This is a genomic window from Streptomyces sp. NBC_00162 (assembly GCF_024611995.1).
Lineage (GTDB): Bacteria > Actinomycetota > Actinomycetes > Streptomycetales > Streptomycetaceae > Streptomyces.
In genome coordinates, this window is sequence record NZ_CP102509.1 from 7166962 (window position 1) to 7184940 (window position 17979).

Sequence of the window (17979 nt, forward strand, 5' to 3'; positions counted from 1 at the left end):
TGCTCGGGTGTGGAAGGGGTGGAGGGGCGCGGCGAGGGCCCGCGTCACGGAGCGCCGTCGCCGGTCTCCAGCTCCGCGAGGATCCGGTCCTCGATCTCGTGCGCGGTCTCGGCGACCGTCGGCCGGTCGAACAGCGTTCTCGGCGACAGACCGGTGCGGAAGGCGGCGTTGATGCGGGAGGCCATCCGCACCGCGAGGAGCGAATCACCGCCGGAGGCGAAGAAGTCGTCGTGCACGCCGACGGGTCCGCCGCCCAGGAGCTCCTCCCAGATCTGCACCAGCACCTCCTCGGTCACCGAGCGCGGTGCCTCGTACGCGTCACCGCCGCCGACCCGGCCCTCCGGAGCCGGCAGGGCGCCCCGGTCCACCTTCCCGCTCGGGGTCAGCGGCAGCTCGTCCAGCGGGAGGAACACGGCAGGGACCATGAACTCGGGCAGGAACGTGACCAGATGGGCGCGCAGTTCGGCGGGATCGGGATCACTCCAGCCCGGCGCCACGACATGGCCGACGAGGAAGGTGCGGTCGCCGTCCGAATGGGCCGTGACCGCCGCGTCGGCGATCCGCGGGTGCGTGACGAGCGCGGCCTCGATCTCGCCGGTCTCGATCCGGAAGCCGCGGATCTTGACCTGCCCGTCCGCGCGTCCCAGGTACACCAGGGTGCCGTCGGCCCGCCACCGCGCGAGGTCCCCGGATCGGTAGACGCGCTCCCCGGGCCCGCCGAACGGATGCGCCGGGAACCGTTCCCCGGTCAGCTCCGGCCGGCCCAGATAGCCACGGGCCAGACCGGCACCGGCGATGTACAGCTCGCCCGTCACCCCGGCCGGCACCGGCCGGCCCGCGGGATCGAGCAGCAGCACCTGGTAGCCCGGCAACGGCCGTCCCACGGGCATCGGGCCCCCGTCGGCCACGTCCTGGGCCGTGATCTCCTGGCGCGTCACGTACACCGTCGCCTCGGTGGGGCCGTACATGTTCACCAGCCGGGCCGGCCCGGTGCCGAAGCGGTCGAACCACGTGCTCAGGTGCTTCGGCTCCAGCGCCTCGCCCGCCAGGATCACCCAGCGCAGGTCCGGCAGGTCCGGGCAGCCGGCCCCGGCCGCGCTCTCCACCAGGGCGCGGAACATCGAGGGGGTCTGGCAGAGCACCGTCACCCCCTGCTCGCGCAGGAGCGCCCAGGCGGCCTCGGGCTGCTGCGCCCAGTCCCGGTCGACGAGCACCAGACGCCCGCCCGAGGACAGGCACCCCCACATCTCCCATACGGAGACGTCGAAGGCGTAGCTGTGGAAGGCGCTCCACACGTCGTGCTCGCCGAACCCGTAGCCGGGCCGGGCGTTCTCCAGCAGGTTCAGCACCGAACGGTGCTCCACCGCCACGCCCTTGGGCCGTCCCGTCGAACCCGAGGTGTAGATCACGTACGCGAGGTCCTCGCCGGACACCGCCACGTCGGGCGCGGAGGCGGGCCGCTGTGCGAGGGCCTCGCGGTCCCCGTGCAGATCGACCACCGTCACCCCCTCGGCGGCCGCACCGGAGGGGCCGCTGCCGTCGCCGACCAGGATCGCCGCACCCGAGTCGCGCAGCATGAACGCCAGCCGCTCCGCCGGGTACGCGGGGTCCAGCGGCACGTACGCCGCACCCGACTTCATGATGCCGAGCAGGCCCGTCACGAGTTCGATGCCGCGTCCGGCCGACAGACCCACCGTCCTGCCCGGACCGGCGCCCAGGGAGATCAGGTGGTGGGCGAGCCGGTTGGCCTGCTCGTCGAGCTCCCGGTAGGTCAGCGACCGGCCGGAGGCCGAGACCGCGACCGCGTCCGGGGTGGCGGCGGCCTGCAGGCCGATCCGCTCGTGCAGGCAGCCGTCCGGCACGGCGGGCCGCTCGGGCGCGCTCCACGCGCGCACCACCCGCTCGAACTCGCCGTCGTCAAGCATCGGCACCTCGGCGACGGCCTGTGCGCCGTCGTCGGCGAGCCCGGCCAGCAAGGCGGTGAAGTGCCCGGACAGGTGCCGGATCGTCGCCTCGTCGAACAGCGCGGGGTCGTAGGCCAGCGTGAACGCGAACGCCCCGTCGGTGTAGGCCAGCAGGTTCAGCGGGAAGCTGGTGATGTCCATGCCCTCCAGCCCCTTCAGCACCAGGCCGCTGTCCCCCGTGGGCCGGTCCTCCCTGGGGTAGTTCTCGAAGACGACCAGGCTCTCGAACAGGCTGGTGCCGGGGGCCGCATCGCTCCAGCCCTGGATCCGCGGCAGCGCCACGTAGTCGTACTGCCGCGCTTCCACCTGCTCGCGCTGCAGCCGGTCCAGCCACTCGGCCACCGGGGCTCCGCCGTCGACGTCCACCCGCACCGGAAGGGTGTTGATCAGCATGCCCGCGATCGAGTCCGCACCGGGCAGATCGGCCGGCCGCCCCGAGACGGTGGCACCGAAGACCACGTCCCGCTCACCGCAGTAGCGGGAGAGCAGCAGCGCCCAGGCCGCCTGGACCAGCGTGTTGACGGTCAGCCGGTGGCTGCGGGCGAAGGTGAACAGCGCCTCGGACGCGGCGGGGGACAGCCGGGTCGCCAGACGGCTGGTGGAACGCGCCGAGTGGCTGGCCCGCGGGCTCCGGTCGTACGGCAGCGCCGTCGGCCCGCCCGCCCCGGCCAGCCGGTCGCGCCAGTAGGACTCGGCCAGCGCCGGATCCTGCCGCTCCAGCCACTCCACGTACGCCCGGAACGGCTGCCGGGCGGGCGGCGCGGCCACCTCGCCCGCCGCGAGCGCACCGTAGCCGCTGTGCGTCTGGGACAGGACGGAGAAGGCGCTCCAGCCGTCGAGCAGCAGGTGGTGGAAGGAGCACACCACGCGGACCGAGCTGTCGGTGAGCCGGATCAGCGCCAGCCGCATCAGCGGCGCCGCCGACAGGTCCAGCCCCCGGGCCCGCTCCCCGGCGAGGAGGTCCTCCAGCGCCTGCTCCCGGTCCCGTTCGGACAGCCCCCGCCAGTCCAGCCTCTCCACGGGCAGTGCGGCGCGGCGGCGTACCACCATCAGGGGCCGGTCCACTCCCTCCCAGACCACGTGCGCGCGCATCACGCCCAGCTGGTCGGCGGTCTGCTGCCAGGCCGCCGCCAGCAGTTCCGGGTCGCTCACCCCGTCGAGTACGTACGTCATCTGCTCGAAGTACGTGGGCGAGGCGGGATCGGCGAGGGTGTGGAAGAGCATGCCGGCCTGCATCGGGGTCAGCGGGTGAATGTCCTCCACGTCCCGTCCGTCGCCCACGATCCGGTCCACGCCGGCCTGGTCGAGGCCGGCCAGCGGGAAGTCGGAGGGGGTGGCGCCGCCGCTGCCCTCGGCCAGGCAGTGCGCGATGACCTCGCGCAGGGCCGCCAGGAATTCCCCGGCGAGCCGCTCGACCGTCTCGGCGGAGTGGTTGGCGGGGGAGTGGATCCAGTCGATCCGCAGCTCACCGTCGCTGACGGCGGCCACGATGTCGATCAGGTGGGGGCGGGACAGACCACCGGCCTGGTCCCGGCCCAGCCCTTCCAGCCGTTTGCGGATCAGACCGTCCGTGCTGGTCGAACCATCCCACTGACCAAGGTAGTTGAAGCTGATCGCAGGTCCGGAGGCATCCGACCCGAGGCCGGAGCCGTCCGGGACGAGGTAGCGCAGCGCCCCGTGTCCGAGACCGCGGTGCGGGATCGCGCGGATGCGCTCCTTCACGGCCTTCAGCCCGCTGCCCCAGTCCTCCCGGGGCACGTCGAGGGCGACCGGGAAGGCGGTGGTGAACCAGCCCACCGTCCGGGACAGGTCGATGTCCTCGAACAGGTCCTCGCGCCCGTGCCCCTCCAGGGCGATGGTGACCGGCGCCCCGGACCACCCGTGCAGGACCCGGCCCAGCGCCGTCAGCAGCACGTCGTTGATCTGGGTGCGGTACGCGGACGGCACCTGGTGGAGCAGGGCCCTCGTCTCGGCCCGGCCGAGCACGGCGGAGACCGTCGAGGAGGAGCCGAAGGTGTTCGGGGCCGTCCCGTCGCGCGGCACCGCGGCACCGGCCGGAACGCCGTGCCAGTACGGCAGTTCGCCTTCGAAGCCGCCGCCCCGCGCAAGCTCGGCCAGGTGGCGTGACCACTGCTGGTAGCTGCTGGTCCGTACGACCGGCTCGGCGGGCCGGCCCTCCGCGAACCGGGTGTAGGCGGCCGACAGGTCCTCGAGGAGCACGCGCCAGGACACACCGTCCATCACGAGGTGGTGCGCGGTGAGGAAGAGCCGCGGCAGCCGTCCCGCCCCCAGGCGGAAGAACACGCCCTTCAGCAGGCGGCCGGTGCCGAGGTCCAGCGAGCGCTGGGCCGCGAGGGCGGCCTCGTCGAGCGCCGCGCCCTGGTCGGATTCGTCGAGACCCGACAGGTCCCGGACGGTGAGCAGGGACGTCGCGGCCGGTTCGCCGTACTCCTGGACCCACTCGCCGCCGTCGCGCGTCAGCCGCATGCGCAGGGCGTCGTGTTGCGCGACCGTGGCGGCCAGGGCACGCTCCAGCAGGGCCAGGTCCGTGTCGGAGGCCAGCTCCAGCTGGACGGACATCGTGTAGTGGTCCGGGCCTTCGGGGTAGTCCTCGAAGAACCGCCGCTGGATCGGGGTGAGTTCGACCCGCCCGGAGACCTCGGTGGGTTCGCCGTGCGCCTCCGTGATCACGGCGGTGACCGGGGCGAGGGTGGCGATGGTCTGGTGGACGAACAGCAGCTTCGAGGTCAGCTGGAGACCCGCCTGCCGGGCCCGCGAGACCACCTGGAGCGAGAGGATCGAATCCCCGCCCAGGTCGAAGAAGTTGTCGTGGACCCCGAGCCGTTCGACGCCGAGCACCTCGGCCCACAGGGCGGCCAGGACCTCCTCCGTCGCACCGGCCGGCGCGACGTACGCCGGGCCGCCGGGCCGTCCGACGGCGCCCTCCGGTTCCGGCAGGAGTCCGCGGTCCACCTTGCCGTTCGCGGTGAGCGGCAGCCGGTCCAGGGACACGAACACCGAAGGCGTCATGTACTCGGGCAGGGAGGCGGCGAGGTGCGTGCGCAGCTCCCCGGCGGGTACCTCGTGCCCGGACACGAGGTACGCCACCAGCCGCCGGTGGCCCGAGTCCCCCTCGTAGGGGACGACGACGGCGTCCGACACGGCCGGGTGCTGCTTCAGCGCGTTCTCGACCTCGCCGAGTTCGATCCGGAACCCCCGGATCTTGACCTGGCCGTCGGCCCGGCCGAGGAACTCCACGGCACCGTCCGACCGTCGGCGGGCGAGGTCGCCCGACCGGTACATCCGGGAGCCGGGGGCGCCGTACGGGTCGGCGACGAACTGCGCCGCGGTCAGGCCGGCCCGGCCCAGGTAGCCGCGGGCCAGGCCGGGGCCCGCGATGTACAGCTCTCCGGGCACACCGGCCGGGGCGGGCTCCAGGGTCTGCGTGAGCACGTACACCCGGGTGTTGCCGATCGGCATGCCGATGGGTACCGGGGCGGCCGCGTCGAGATCGGCGGCCAGCGCGTGCACCGTGGTGAGCGAGGTCGCTTCCGTCGGCCCGTAGCCGTTGTGCAGCCGCAGCCGCGGATGCGCCGCCAGCACCCGGGCACAGTGCTCGGGAGAGACCGTGTCGCCTCCGGCGATGACCTGCCGCAGCCCGCGCAGCGCGCTGACGTCGTCGTCGACGACCTGGTGGAACAGACCGGCCGCGATGGCCAGATGGGTCACGCCGTGCTCCTCCAGGAACGCCCCCAGCTCGCTGCCGGTCGGCGCGGCCGGCGGGTGCACGGCCAGCCGCGCACCGTGCAGCAGCGCCGCCCACACCTCCAGGGTCGAGGCGTCGAAGGACAGCGAGGCGAACTGGGCGACCGCGTCCCCCGGCCCGATGTCCAGGAAGCCGGACTCGCGGACCAGCCGGACCACCGCGCGGTGCGAGGTCATGACCCCCTTGGGGGCCCCGGTGGAACCGGAGGTGTAGATCACGTAGGCCAGCTGATCGGGGGAGAGCGCCACCTCGGGTGCCGTGGCCGGGAAGCCGCCGCCCTCACCGCCCGGGCCGTCCACGGTGATCACGCCGGCGCCGGTGCCCGGCAGCCGGCCGCGCAGTTCCTCCCGGGTGAGGAGCAGCCGGACACCGGCGTCCCGCACCATGTACGCCAGGCGCTGCTCCGGGTAGCCGGGATCCAGCGGGACGTAAGCCGCCCCGGCCTTGAGCACGGCGAGCAGGGCCACCACGGCCTGCGCTCCCCGCTCCAGGCACAGGCCCACCAGCACGTCCGGGCCCGCGCCCGCGGCGGCCAGCCGGCGGGCGAGCCGGTTGGCGCGCGCGTCGAGCTCGCCGTAGGTCAGCCGCTCCGGGCCGTACGAGAGGGCCACGGCGTCCGGCCGCTCGGCCGCGACGGCGGCGAACAGCTCCGGCAGGGAGGCCTCGGGCAGTGGGCGGTCCGTGTCGTTCCAGCCGTGGACGGCCTGCTCGAACTCGGGGCCGGTCAGCATCGGGAGGTCTGCCACGGACCGGTCGGGGTCCTCGCCGGCCGCGTCGAGCAGCACGTTCAGGTGCCCGGCGAGCCGGGCGACCGTCGCCTCGTCGAACAGGGCCGTGCTGTAGATGATCCGGCCCGCGACACCCGGACCGTCCTCGGTGAACTCCAGGGTGAGGTCGAAGGGCGCGGCGTTGTGCTCCACCGGGTGCGGGGCGACCTGGAGGCCGGGCATCCGGACATCGCCCCTGGGGGCGTTCTGCAGGACGATCATCGTCTGGATCAGCGGCGTGCGGCCGGCGTCCCGCTCCGGCTGCACCACCTCCACCAGCCGCTCGAACGGCAGGTCCTCGTGCGCGAAGGCGTCGAGCACGGTTTCCTTGACCCGGTCGAGCAGCGTGCCGAAGGACAGGGCGGGGTCCACCCGCGAGCGCAGCACGACCGTGTTCACCAGGAAGCCGACGAGCTGTTCCAGATCGCGGTGGCCGCGCCCGGAGGTCGCCGTGCCCACCGCGATGTCCTCCTGGCCGCAGTGGCGGGCGAAGACGGCCTTGACCGCGGCGGTGAGCACCATGAACAGCGTGGCGCTCCGCTCCCCGGCCAGAGCCCTGGCCTTGGCGACGGTCGCGGGCGCCATCTCGAACAGGAACTCGGCGCCGGCCGTGGACCGCACCACGGGCCGGGGCCGGTCGGTGGGCAGCTCCAGCGGGGTGATCCCCGCCAGCCGCTCCCGCCACCAGTCGGCCTGCCGCCCCACGACCCCGCTGTCCTCGATCCGGCCGCGCTGCCAGGCGGCGAAGTCGGCGTACTGGACAAGCGGTTCGGCCAGGCCGCCGCGCTCCCCGCGCACCCGGGCCGCGTACAGCTCGCCCAACTCCCGTGACACCACCCCGGTCGACCAGCCGTCGGTGACGATGTGGTGGATCCCCAGGACCAGTACGTGCTCCTCGGCGGACAGCCGGGCGAGCAGGACCCGGACCAGCGGCCCGTTGCGCAGGTCGTACGGCCGGGCGTGCTCGGCGCGCACCAGTTCCCGCAGCCGGTCCTCGCGCAGCCCGTCACCGGTGCCGGACAGGTCGGCGGTGTTCCACTGCGGCGCGAGCGAGGCGTGGACCACCTGGACGCCCTGGCCGCCGACCACGCCGAAGGTGGTGCGCAGCGCCTCGTGGCGGTCCGTCAGGTCGGTGACGGCGGCCCGCAGCGCGTCCCCGTCGATCCGCCCGGTCAGGCGCAGCCCGAAGGCGGTGTGGTACTCGGCGCTCCCGGGGTCGAAGTTCTCCAGGAACCACAGCCGCCGCTGCCCGTACGACATCGGCAGCAGGCCCTCGCGCGAGACCCGGGGGATGGAGATCTCCGCACCCTGCTCGGCGGAGTCGACCGAGGCGGCGAGCGCGGCCACCGTGGGGGTGTCGAAGAGCACCCGCAAGGACAGCTTGATGCCCAGTGCCTCCCGCAGCCGGGCGGCGGCCCGGACGGAGAGGATCGAATTGCCGCCCAGGGCGAAGAAGTCGTCGTGTACACCCACCTGATCGAGGTCGAGCACCTCGGCCCAGACCCCGGCGATGGTCTCCTCCACGGCGTTGCGCGGGGCGGCGTACCCGCCGTCGGGCCCCTGCGCCGGACCGGGCGCGGGCAGCGCGCGGCGGTCCACCTTCCCGTTGGGGGTCAGCGGGAGGGCATCGAGCACCACCACCGCCGAGGGGACCATGTACTCCGGAAGCCGCTGCGCCAGATGGGCGCGCAGCGTCTGCGCGCTGAGCGGCGCCCGGCCGGAGGGCACCGCGTACGCCAGCAGGTTGGTGTTGTGCGTGATCACGACGGCCTGGGCCACGTCCGGCCGCCTGGCCAGCGCGCTCTCGATCTCGCCGAGTTCGACGCGGAAGCCCCGGACCTTGACCTGGTCGTCCGCCCGGCCCAGGTACTCCAGGGTGCCGTCCCCCTTCCAGCGGGCCACGTCGCCGGTGCGGTACATGCGGCTGCCCGGCGCGCCGAAGGGGTCGGCGACGAAGCGCTCCGAGGTCAGACCGGGGCGGCCGTGGTAGCCGCGCGCCAGACCCGTCCCGGCGATGTACAGCTCGCCGCGCACCCCGGCCGGCACGGGCCGCAGCGCGCTGTCGAGCACGTGGATCCGCGTGTTGGCGATCGGGGCGCCGATCGGCGGCACCGCCGCGCCGCCGAGCGGGCCGCTCATCGTCGCGCACACGGTGCTCTCGGTGGGTCCGTAGGCGTTGATCATCCGGCGCCCGGCGGACCAGCGCTCCACCAGGGCCCCGGTGCTGGCCTCGCCGGCGACGATCAGGGTGGCACCCTCGGGCAGCCCGCGGCCCTCCGGCAGCACGGCCACGGTGGTGGGGGTCAGCGTGGCGTGCGTGACGCCGTGCTTGCGGGTGTAGGCGGCCAGCGGCTCGCCCGGCTGCAGGGCCTCCTCGGAGCCCATGACGAGGGCGGCTCCGGTCAGCACGCCCATGCAGATCTCCCAGAACGCCGCGTCGAAGCTCGACGAGGCGAACTGCAGGACGCGGCTGTCCGGGGTGACCTCGAAGTGCGCGGCCTGGACGGCGGCCAGGTTGCCGATCCCGGCGTGCGAGACGAGGACGCCCTTGGGGCGGCCGGTGGAGCCCGACGTGTAGATGACGTACGCCAGGTCCTGCGGGGCGGGCACGGTCTCGGGCGCGGTGACCGGCCACTGCTCCAGGGCCGCCCGGTCACGGTCCAGGTCGACCAGGACGGCCTCGGTCTCCGGCAGCCTGGCGACGAGGTGCTCCTGCGTCACGATCAGGGTGACCCCGGAGTCCTGGAGCATGTAACCGAGCCGGTCGGACGGGTAGTTGGCGTCCAGGGGCACGTAAGCGGCGCCCGCCTTCATGATGCCGAGCAGCCCGGTGATCATCCTGGCGCTGCGCTCCACGCACAGGCCGACCAGCACGTCGCGGCCGGCTCCGCGGGCGATCAGGTGGTGGGCGAGGCGGTTGGCCCGCTCGTCCAGCTCCCGGTACGTCAGCGAGCCGTACTCGTCGATCACGGCCACGGCGTCCGGGCGCGACTCCACCTGGGCGGCGAACAGTTCCGGGAAGGTGCCGGTGGGGACCTCACGGTCGGTGGCGTTCCACTCGCGGGCCATCCGGTCGAACTCGGCGTCCGTGAGCATCGGCAGGGTGGCTACGGCCCGGCCGGGGTCCGCCGCCGCGCCCGCCAGCAGCCGGTTCAGGTGGCCGCCCAGCCGGCCGGCCGTCGAGGCGTCGAACAGGGCAGTGCTGTAGTGGACGCGCCCCGACAGGGCGTCGCCCGCCTCGGTGAACTCCAGCGCGAGGTCGAGCGGGTCGTACGGCGCCTCGTGCGACGGGTCCGCGCCCCGCAGGACGACCATGGTCTGGATGAAGGGGGTCACGCTGGTGTCCTGCTCCGGGGCCAGGGCCTCGACCAGCCGGGGGAAGGCGACCCCGTCGTGGTCCAGGGCGTCCCGCACGGTCCGCCCCGCCCGCTCGAGCAGCCGGGCGAAGGACTCCTGGGCATCGACGTCCCCGCGCAGCACCACGGTGTGCCCGGTACGCGGCGAGAGGGTGCCGACCGCGATGTCCTCCTGCCCGGAGTAGCGCGCGAACAGCGCCCAGGCCGAGGCGGTCAGCACCTCCAGCAGGCCCGTCCCGTTCCGCTCGGCGAGCCCGTGCAGGGCCGCCGTCGTCTCCGGGGGGACCGTGAACGCGTGGGTGGACGTCTCCGTCGACCGGACGACGGGGCGCTGCCGGTCCAGTGCCAGGTCGAGCGAGGTGATTTTGTCCAGCCGGTTCCGCCAGAACTCCACATGCTCGGGCAGGGGCCGGCCAACCGGTGCTGCGGCGCGAGTCAAGCTGTGCCTCCATGAGGGACTGACCTCCGCGCCGGAGCCCGCGGCCGGTGGCCGCACGGGACGGGGGAAGTCGGAAGAAGAAGGGGGACGAAGAGGTGCGCGGCCGTCAGGCCGCGGCGGGCAGACGCGTGGCGGACCGCCCCGCCAGCTGCATCAGGTGCACGGCTCCCGTGGCGGGGTCCTGGACGAAGCGTCCGGGGTAGGGCGCGGCGGCGGTGTCGGTGCGCCGCGCGCTGAAGTGAAGTCCGTCGTACAGCGCGAGGTCCGCGAGCAGACCGGAGGGGTCGCTCAGCCGGATGCCCGCGCCGTGCGGCCGGACGGAGAAGACGGTGTCGCCGTTGGCGTACTCGCCGAACAGCGGTGCCGGGTCCGCGAGGGCGCGGTCCGCGGCGGGGGAGGCGGGCAGGGCGCCCGTGTAGTCGGCGACGTCGAGGCCGAGCGTGCGCAGTTCCCGCAGGAGGGCGGGCCACAGCCGGGTCCCCGTGGTGGCGTTGGTGGTCAGCGCCACCGCCGCGCCCGTCGCCGGGTGGAAGCGGAGGTGGCAGGTGGCGCCGTCCACGGTGCCGTCGTGGCCCAGCCAGTGGCCGTCCGCGCCGTACCGGGCGAGCCCCAGGGTCCATCCGTCGGCCATCCCGAAGGCGTCGGCGGCGGGCTGCGAGGTGTGCATTTCGGCCCGGTCCTGCGGGCCGAGGAGGGGGGCGCCGCCGGCGTGGGTGCCGGTGTGGGTGCCGGTGTGCAGCCGGGCGAAGGAGACCAGGTCCCGCGCGCTGCCGCACAGTCCGCCGGCCGGCGCCCAGGTGGGCGGTAAGTACAGGCCGACCGGCCGGGCCTGCCGCTCACCGGGACGGACGGCGTGCCCCTCGGCCGCGACGCGGCCGCTCGGGCCGGAGCCGTGCAGGAAGTGCGGCCGTATGCCCAGGGGACCCAGCAGGAAGTCCCCCAGCGCGGCCTGCCAGGACGTGCCGGTGACCTCTTCGACGAGGCGGCCCAGCAGGTTGTAGCCGGTGTTCGCGTAACTGAAGGAGCTGCCGGGCTCGAGCAGCAGGGGGAGTGCGGCGACGCTCGCCGCGTACCGGAACAGCGACCGCTCTCCGGGGTCGGGGAGCTGGTGGTCGGAGACCAGACCGGCGGTGTGGGACAGCAGTTGCCGGGCGGTGATGGAGCCCGCGGCCCGGTCCTTCGGCTGCCGGAACTCCGCCAGTGAGCCGGCGAGCGGTTCGTCGAGCCCGATGTCGCCGTCGGACGCGAGCTGCACCACCAGGGTCGCGGTGAACGCCTTGGTGACCGAGCCGTAGGCGAACGCCGTCCCGGAGTCCACCGGTAAGCCGCCACCGGACCGGGTGACGCCGGTGGCGACGGAGATCAACTCCGTGCCCGTGTCCACGGCGAGCTGGGCACCGGGTACCGCGTGCTCCTCCGTCAAGGTGCGCAGCAGGTCGGCGGCATGCCGCATGTTCATGTCCTCCCCCATCGCTCGACCGGCACTGCCGAGGCGGCACGGATGTGTGCGCGCAGTGCGTCTTCCGGCACGCCGGCGGAAGGTGCAGACGGCGGCCCGGAGGGTGTGCCACCGCTGTCGTGGCCGGCCCCCCGCCGGTACGGCTATCCACACCATCAGGGGTGTGGCTGCCCGTACCTCCACATCCTTGATCGAACGCACGGTCGCGGGCAAGGTGTTTCCCTGGGAGGAAAGTGCGCAGGTCGGAGCGCCTGTGACGGGGTCGGGGCGGGCCCCGTGCGAAGGGGTGCGGCACAGGCCCGGCCTAGGGTGGCGCGCATGTCGGCAACCCGATACGTCTATCTCGGCCCGGAGGGAACGTTCACCGAGGCCGCCCTGCACACCCTTCCCGAAGCGGCGACCCGGGAGCTCGTCCCCATGGTGTCGGTGCCCGCGGCGCTCGACGCCGTCCGCTGCGGCGAGGCCGCCGCCGCCCTCGTGCCGATCGAGAACTCCGTCGAGGGCGGAGTCACCACCACCATCGACGAACTCGCCCAGGGCGAACCGCTGATGATCTACCGTGAGGTGCGCCTGCCCATCACCTTCGCCCTGCTGGTCCGACCCGGCACGGCGCTCGAAGACATCAAGACCGTGACCGGTCACCCGGTGGCCCAGTCCCAGGTCCGGGGCTGGCTGCGCAGGCATCTCCCGTACGCGGTATGGGAGTCGGCTTCCTCCAACGCGGACGGCGCCCGCCTGGTGCAGGAGGGCCGCTACGACGCGGCCTTCGCCGGAGCGTTCGCGGCGGCCCGCTACGGCCTGGAACCCCTGGTCACCGAGATCCACGACGCCGAGAACGCCGAGACGCGCTTCGTGCTGGCGGGCCGGTCGGGCAGGCCGGCGGCGCCCACCGGACGGGACAAGACCTCGGTGGCGGTCTGGCTCGGCGGCGACCGGCCCGGGGCCCTGCTCGATCTGCTCCAGGAGTTCGCCGTCCGCGGGGTCAGCCTGATGCTGATCCAGTCACGTCCGACGGGGGAGGGGATCGGCAACTACTGCTTCGTGATGGACGCCGAAGGGCACGTCACCGAGCGGCGGGTGGGCGAGGCCCTGATGGGCCTGAAACGGATCGCTCCGAAGGTCCGCTTCCTGGGCTCCTACCCGCGCGCCGGGGACCACGGTGACCCCGCCGGAATACCGCGGCCCGGCACGACCGAGGGCGACTTCACGGTCGTGGCGGACTGGCTGACGCGCATTCAGGACGGGCGGTACTGATCCCGTGCACCCCCGACGACGGCCGCCCTCAGGCGGATTCGCCCCGCAGGTGGGCCAGGACGGCCAGCACCCGCCGGTTGCCCTCGGCCGGATCCAGGTCCAGCTTCATGAAGATGTTGCTGGAGTGCTTGACCACCGAGGCCTCCGTGACGCTGAGCCGTTGCGCGATCGCCTGGTTGGTCAGGCCCTCGGCCATCAGCGTCAGCACCTCCCGCTCCCGGGGGGTGAGCCGGTTCAGCGGGCGGCGCGCCGTCTGCTGCGTCAGCAGCACGCGGACCACCTCGGGGTCGATGACGGTCTGGCCCGCGGCGACCCGCCGCAGGGTGTCCAGGAACTCGGAGACCTCGCCGACCCGGTCCTTGAGCAGGTAGCCGAGCCCCGCCGCGCCCGCACCGCCGCCGCCGACCAGCTGGGTGGCGTACGCGGTGGCCACGTACTGGGACAGCACCAGGACGGGCAGCCGCTCGTGCCGGGCCCGCAGCTCCAGGGCGGCCTTGAGGCCCTCGTCCCGGAAGTCCGGGGGCATCCGGACATCGGTGATGACGATGTCGGGCAACTCGGCGTCCACCGCGCGCGCCAGCGCCTGCGCGTCGCCGACCGCGGCGACCACCTCGTGGCCGCTGCGGGTCAGGAGTTCGACGAGTCCTGCACGGAGCAGCACTGCGTCCTCGGCAAGGACTACGCGGAGCACGGGACCTCCACTCGGAGCTGGGTCGGACCGCCGACCGGGCTGGAGACCAGCAGCCGGCCCCGGAGGATCGCCATGCGGTCCGCCAGCCCGGACAGACCGGTGCCCTTGTCGGGATCCGCCCCGCCGCGCCCGTCGTCGGTGATCAACAGGATAAGCCGGTCGCCTTCCAGCCGGCCGACGACGGAGATCGCGGAGGCCCCGCTGTGCTTGACCGCGTTGGCCAGCGCCTCGGTCACGGCGAAGTACGCCATGGTCTCCACCTGGCCCGGCAGCCGTCGCGGCAGGTCGATGTCCACGGTGACCGGGACGGGGTTGCGCAGCGCGACCTCCGCTACGGCGGCGGCCAGCCCGTGATCGGTCAGCACCTGGGGGTGGATGCCCCGTACGAGGTCCCGCAGCTGGTCCAGGGCACGGCGGGCCTCCCCGCGGCCACGGGCGACCAGATCGGCGGCCGCGGGACTCTTGTCCCCCAGCTCCAACTCGGCCAGGCCCAGGGTCATCGTGAGGGCCACCAGCTGCTGCTGGGCGCCGTCGTGCAGGTCGCGCTCGATGCGGCGGCGCTCGGCCTCGAAGGCGTCCGCCAGCCGGGCCCGGGAACGGGTGAGTTCGATGACCCGGTGGTCGTCCTGCGCCTCGCGGGGCGCGAGCAGGAACCAGGCCGTCCGTACCTGCGCGCCCGCCAGCAGCCCCGCGGCGTACGCGGACAGGGCCAGGCCCAGGGCCCCGCAGAGGCTGAACGGCAGCGCGGCCAGCGGATGGCCGACCGCCCGGCCGGGAATGATCATCACGGTTTCCGGTGCCAGCGCCCACACCACCACGGGCGAGACCAGCAGCATGCCCGAGAACGCCAACAGCACGGTCACGCCCAGGCCCGCACCGGCGAAGACGATCGCCAGCAGCGCCGTGTAGCCCAGCTCCCGCCAGGTCGCCGACTCCCGCAGCCGGGTCCGCAGCCGCCCCCAGGGACCCATGTCCAGGAGCGGGCCGTGCGGATCCGCCGGCGCGGTCGGCTCGATCAGCCGCAGCCGGCGCCGCTCCGCCCGGGCGACGGGGATCCCGAGCAGCGCGGTGGCCGCCAGGACCACCAGGCCCACCCCGACCACGGAGAGGACCACCCCGAGGGCCACCAGCACGGCCAGGCACAGCAGCACGCCCACGCCGAACAGCGCGCCGCTGAACAGGTAGGCCCAGCTGCGCAGCGGCCAGCGGGACCGCAGGAAGGGCAGCGGCCCCGACCTCATCGCCTCCCAGACGGCGATGGTCTGCCCGCTCGGTTCGTGCGGCATCGGCTGCCCTGACATCTGCGCACCCTTCGTGGAACCCGGCGCATCCGGCGCTCGGTGATCTTCCTTGAACTCTAGTCCGGCCTCCTCCGCCTGTCGGTAGGGAAAACCCTCCCCCGAGGTGTCCCCTCAGGCCCACTGCGCCGGGGCACCCCGCGGTGCTGGACTGGAGGGGTTCCGCTTCGCCCTCACCACCCACGGCAGTCCCCACCCGCCCACTCACCCCACCCACCGCACCCACCGCATCGGCAAAGGATTCACGACATGGCACTTCTCACCGACATGAAGGTGTCGGCCGCGCGACTGGTCTCGGTGTCCAAGACCTACCCCGGCGCCACGGGGCCGGTCCTGCACGAGGTCACCGTGGAGTTCCCGGCCCGCGCCATGACCGCGGTCATGGGCCCGTCCGGTTCGGGCAAGACGACCCTGCTGCACTGCGCCGCGGGACTCGACCGGCCCTCGGCGGGCCAGGTGCTCCTCGGCGACACCGATCTGGCCGTCTGCGACGAGGAGCAGCTGACGAGGATCCGGCGGCAGCGGGTGGGCTTCGTCTTCCAGCAGTTCAACCTCCTGCCCATGCTGACGGCCTACGAGAACGTGGCGCTCCCGCTGCGGCTGAACGGCCACCGGCCCAAGCGGTCGGTGGTGCAGGGGGCACTCGCCCAGGTCGGCCTGGAGAAGCTGACGGACCGCCGCCCGGCGCAGCTTTCGGGCGGGCAGCAGCAGCGGGTGGCCATCGCCCGGACCCTGGTGGCCGAGCCGGAGGTGGTCTTCGCCGACGAGCCGACCGGCTCGCTCGACCGGGCCACGGGCCGTCAGGTCATGGCCCTGCTGCGGAACCTGGTGGACCGGGCCGGGGGGACCGTGGTGATGGTCACCCACGACCCGGTGGCCGCCGCGTACGCGGACCAGGTGGTCTACCTGGTCGACGGCCGGGTGGTGGGCACCGACCCCGCTCCCACCGTCGAGCGCATCACCGCCCGCCTGGGCCGGTGGGACGCCTGATGTGGCAGCTGTCCGTACGCTCGGTCCGGCACCACGCGCCGCTGTTCCTGGGCACCTTCGTCTCGCTCGTGCTCGGGGTGGCGCTGATCGCGGTGTCCTCGGCGGCCCTGGCCGCCACCTTCGACGTCCGTCAGCCGTCCCCGGAAGGCCGGCCCTCGATCACGCTCCAGGACGGCAGCGGAACCACCCACACCCTGGTCAGCGGAGGACTGGACCTGGGCGGCATCCAGACCGTGCTGGTGATGGCCGGCATCGTCTCCGCGTTCGTGACCGTGTTCGTCATCGCCGGCACCTGTGCGTTCAGTGTCGCCCTGCGCCGCCAGGACATGGGCCTGCTCCGGCTGGTCGGCGCGGGCGCGCGGCAGGTGCGGCGCATGGTGATCGGGGAGAGCGTGGCCGTCGCGGTGCCCGCCGTCGCGGTGGGATGCCTGCTGGCCGTCGTGGCCACACCGTGGGCCGTGGACGGGCTCAACGGCACGGGCCTGTCGCCCGCGGAACTGCGGCCCGCCCCGCTGGGCGGCCCCCTGCTGATCGCGGCGGCCTCCGGGCTGGTCATGGCCGTGCTCGGCGCGATGGCCGCGTCCCGCCGCGCCTCGCGGGTCCGGGCCACCGAGGCACTGCGTGAGGCCGCACTGGACTCACGTGCCATGACCGGGGGCCGCTGGGTGACCGGTCTGCTGCTGCTCGCGGTGGGCGGGGTCATGGTGGGGCTGGCCCCGCAGGCCGGCCTGGAGGGTTCCATTCCGCTGGCCCTCTTCGGATCGATGGCGCTGACCCTCGCCGCGTCCTCCCTTGGCCCGGCCTACCTGCCCGCGCTGACCCGGCTGCTGGCCGCTCCGTTCAGGCGCTCGAGCTCCGTGCCCGCCCGGCTCGCCGTGGAGTCGCTGGGCACGTCGAAGCTGAGGACGGCCTCCCTGGTGGGGCCGGTCCTCGCCATCGTCGCCGTGGTCGGTGTGTTCACCTCCGTCCTGTCGACCACGGGTGCCACGATCAAGTCCGACGACCGTCGCCGGACCGTCGGTCAACTGGTGGTGGAGGAGGCCGCCGGCGGGGGAGTGACCCAGGACGTGCTGGCCGTGCTCCGCGCGGACCCGAGGGTGCGCGCGGTGTCGGCGCCGGCCGGCCTGGAACTGGCCGTCGCCGACCGGTCCTCCGTACGGCAGGACCGCGGCGCCGTGGCCGACCTCCCCGCTCTGGCCCGCACCCACCGCATCGACGTGGTCGAGGGCGCCGTCACGGAGCTCGGCCCGGGACAGGTCGCGGTCTCGCGCGAGTACGCCGACTGGTACGGCTACCACGTGGGCAGCCGCCTGACCTACGGGCTCTTCGGCGGGAGCCCCGCCACCGCCGAGGTGACGGCGGTCCTCGACGGCGGAACGGCCGTACCGCACGTGGTCCTTCCGGCCGGGTCGGCCGGGGCCCCCGAGCCGCAGAGGGCGACCGTACTGCTCGACCCGGCCTCGGCCGGCGCGGCCGGCACGGTGGCCCGCGAACTGACCTCCCGGCTCGGCGCGGACCGCGTGCGGGTGACGGAGACCGCCCAGTGGTTCGCGCGGTCGTCGAGCGATCAAGAACGACTCAACATGCTGGTCCTGGTGGTCCTGGCGGGACCCGCTTCCGCTTACGCATTGATCTCCGTGGCGAGTACCTTGGTCATGTCGTTCAGCAGGCGCACCCGTGAGTTCGCCGACATGCGTCTGGTCGGCGTCAGCGAGAAGCAGTTGAGGAGCATGGCCCTGTGGGAAACTGGGTGCACGACCACCGTGGCGGCCGTGGTGGCCACGGCCGTTGTGGCTTCGGGGCTCCAGGCCTATCGTGCAGCGCTGCGCGTGACGTATGACGTCGTTCCACTGAGTGTGCCGTGGGGGGCGCTGTCAGGGTTGGTCCTCGCATGTGTGGCGGTCTCGGCCACCGTGGGCCTGATGGCGACCCGGCGGCTCCTCGGGAAGGCCGGCATCACGATGGCGACCACTCGTCAGTAGCAAGGGGAGAGAC

General features: G+C 73.7%; 7 protein-coding genes. 3 read left to right on the plus strand and 4 right to left on the minus strand.

Features of this window, described 5'->3' with window-relative positions; all coding sequences use genetic code 11:
• Positions 1-44: 44 nt before the first annotated feature.
• Together JIW86_RS33240 and JIW86_RS33245 are read right to left on the minus strand one after the other, a co-directional pair.
• The gene (locus JIW86_RS33240) at positions 45-10292 is read right to left on the minus strand and encodes a non-ribosomal peptide synthetase (RefSeq protein ID WP_257557583.1); all 10248 of its coding nucleotides are present in this window, start codon (positions 10290-10292) and stop codon (positions 45-47) included.
• A 106-nt stretch (positions 10293-10398) separates the two neighbouring features.
• Positions 10399-11751, minus strand: a complete 1353-nt coding sequence (locus JIW86_RS33245) for a serine hydrolase domain-containing protein (protein WP_257557584.1) — start codon at positions 11749-11751, stop codon at positions 10399-10401.
• 318 nt (positions 11752-12069) lie between these two features.
• Here JIW86_RS33245 and pheA point away from each other — a divergent pair, with 318 nt between their 5' ends.
• Positions 12070-13005, plus strand: a complete 936-nt coding sequence (gene pheA, locus JIW86_RS33250; protein ID WP_257557585.1) for a prephenate dehydratase — start codon at positions 12070-12072, stop codon at positions 13003-13005.
• A gap of 28 nt (positions 13006-13033) precedes the next feature.
• Here pheA and JIW86_RS33255 read toward each other — a convergent pair whose 3' ends face one another.
• Together JIW86_RS33255 and JIW86_RS33260 are read right to left on the minus strand one after the other, a co-directional pair.
• The gene (locus JIW86_RS33255) at positions 13034-13696 is read right to left on the minus strand and encodes a response regulator transcription factor (protein ID WP_257557587.1); all 663 of its coding nucleotides are present in this window, start codon (positions 13694-13696) and stop codon (positions 13034-13036) included.
• Entirely contained in the window at positions 13684-14997 is a 1314-nt protein-coding gene (locus JIW86_RS33260) for a sensor histidine kinase (protein WP_257557588.1), read from the minus strand. The genes JIW86_RS33255 and JIW86_RS33260 overlap by 13 nt, the downstream gene beginning before the upstream one ends.
• Before the next feature lie 246 nt (positions 14998-15243).
• On the opposite strand from JIW86_RS33260, the gene JIW86_RS33265 reads away from it, so the two are divergent.
• Together JIW86_RS33265 and JIW86_RS33270 are read left to right on the plus strand one after the other, a co-directional pair.
• Complete coding sequence (locus JIW86_RS33265) at positions 15244-15984, plus strand: ABC transporter ATP-binding protein (RefSeq protein WP_215146599.1); 741 nt, start codon at positions 15244-15246, stop codon at positions 15982-15984.
• A complete protein-coding gene (locus tag JIW86_RS33270; RefSeq protein ID WP_257557589.1) occupies positions 15972-17966 on the plus strand; it encodes an FtsX-like permease family protein in 1995 nt (664 codons plus the stop codon). The genes JIW86_RS33265 and JIW86_RS33270 overlap by 13 nt, the downstream gene beginning before the upstream one ends.
• Positions 17967-17979 lie beyond the last annotated feature (13 nt).

What these genes read in the sequence shown, in the direction of transcription:
- JIW86_RS33245 (WP_257557584.1), bottom strand. Translation starts at nt 11,751, where the DNA reads ATGAACATGCGGCATGCCGCCGACCTGCTGCGCACCTTGACGGAGGAG.
- pheA (WP_257557585.1), top strand. Translation starts at nt 12,070, where the DNA reads ATGTCGGCAACCCGATACGTCTATCTCGGCCCGGAGGGAACGTTCACC.
- JIW86_RS33260 (WP_257557588.1), bottom strand. Translation starts at nt 14,997, where the DNA reads ATGTCAGGGCAGCCGATGCCGCACGAACCGAGCGGGCAGACCATCGCC.
- JIW86_RS33265 (WP_215146599.1), top strand. Translation starts at nt 15,244, where the DNA reads ATGGCACTTCTCACCGACATGAAGGTGTCGGCCGCGCGACTGGTCTCG.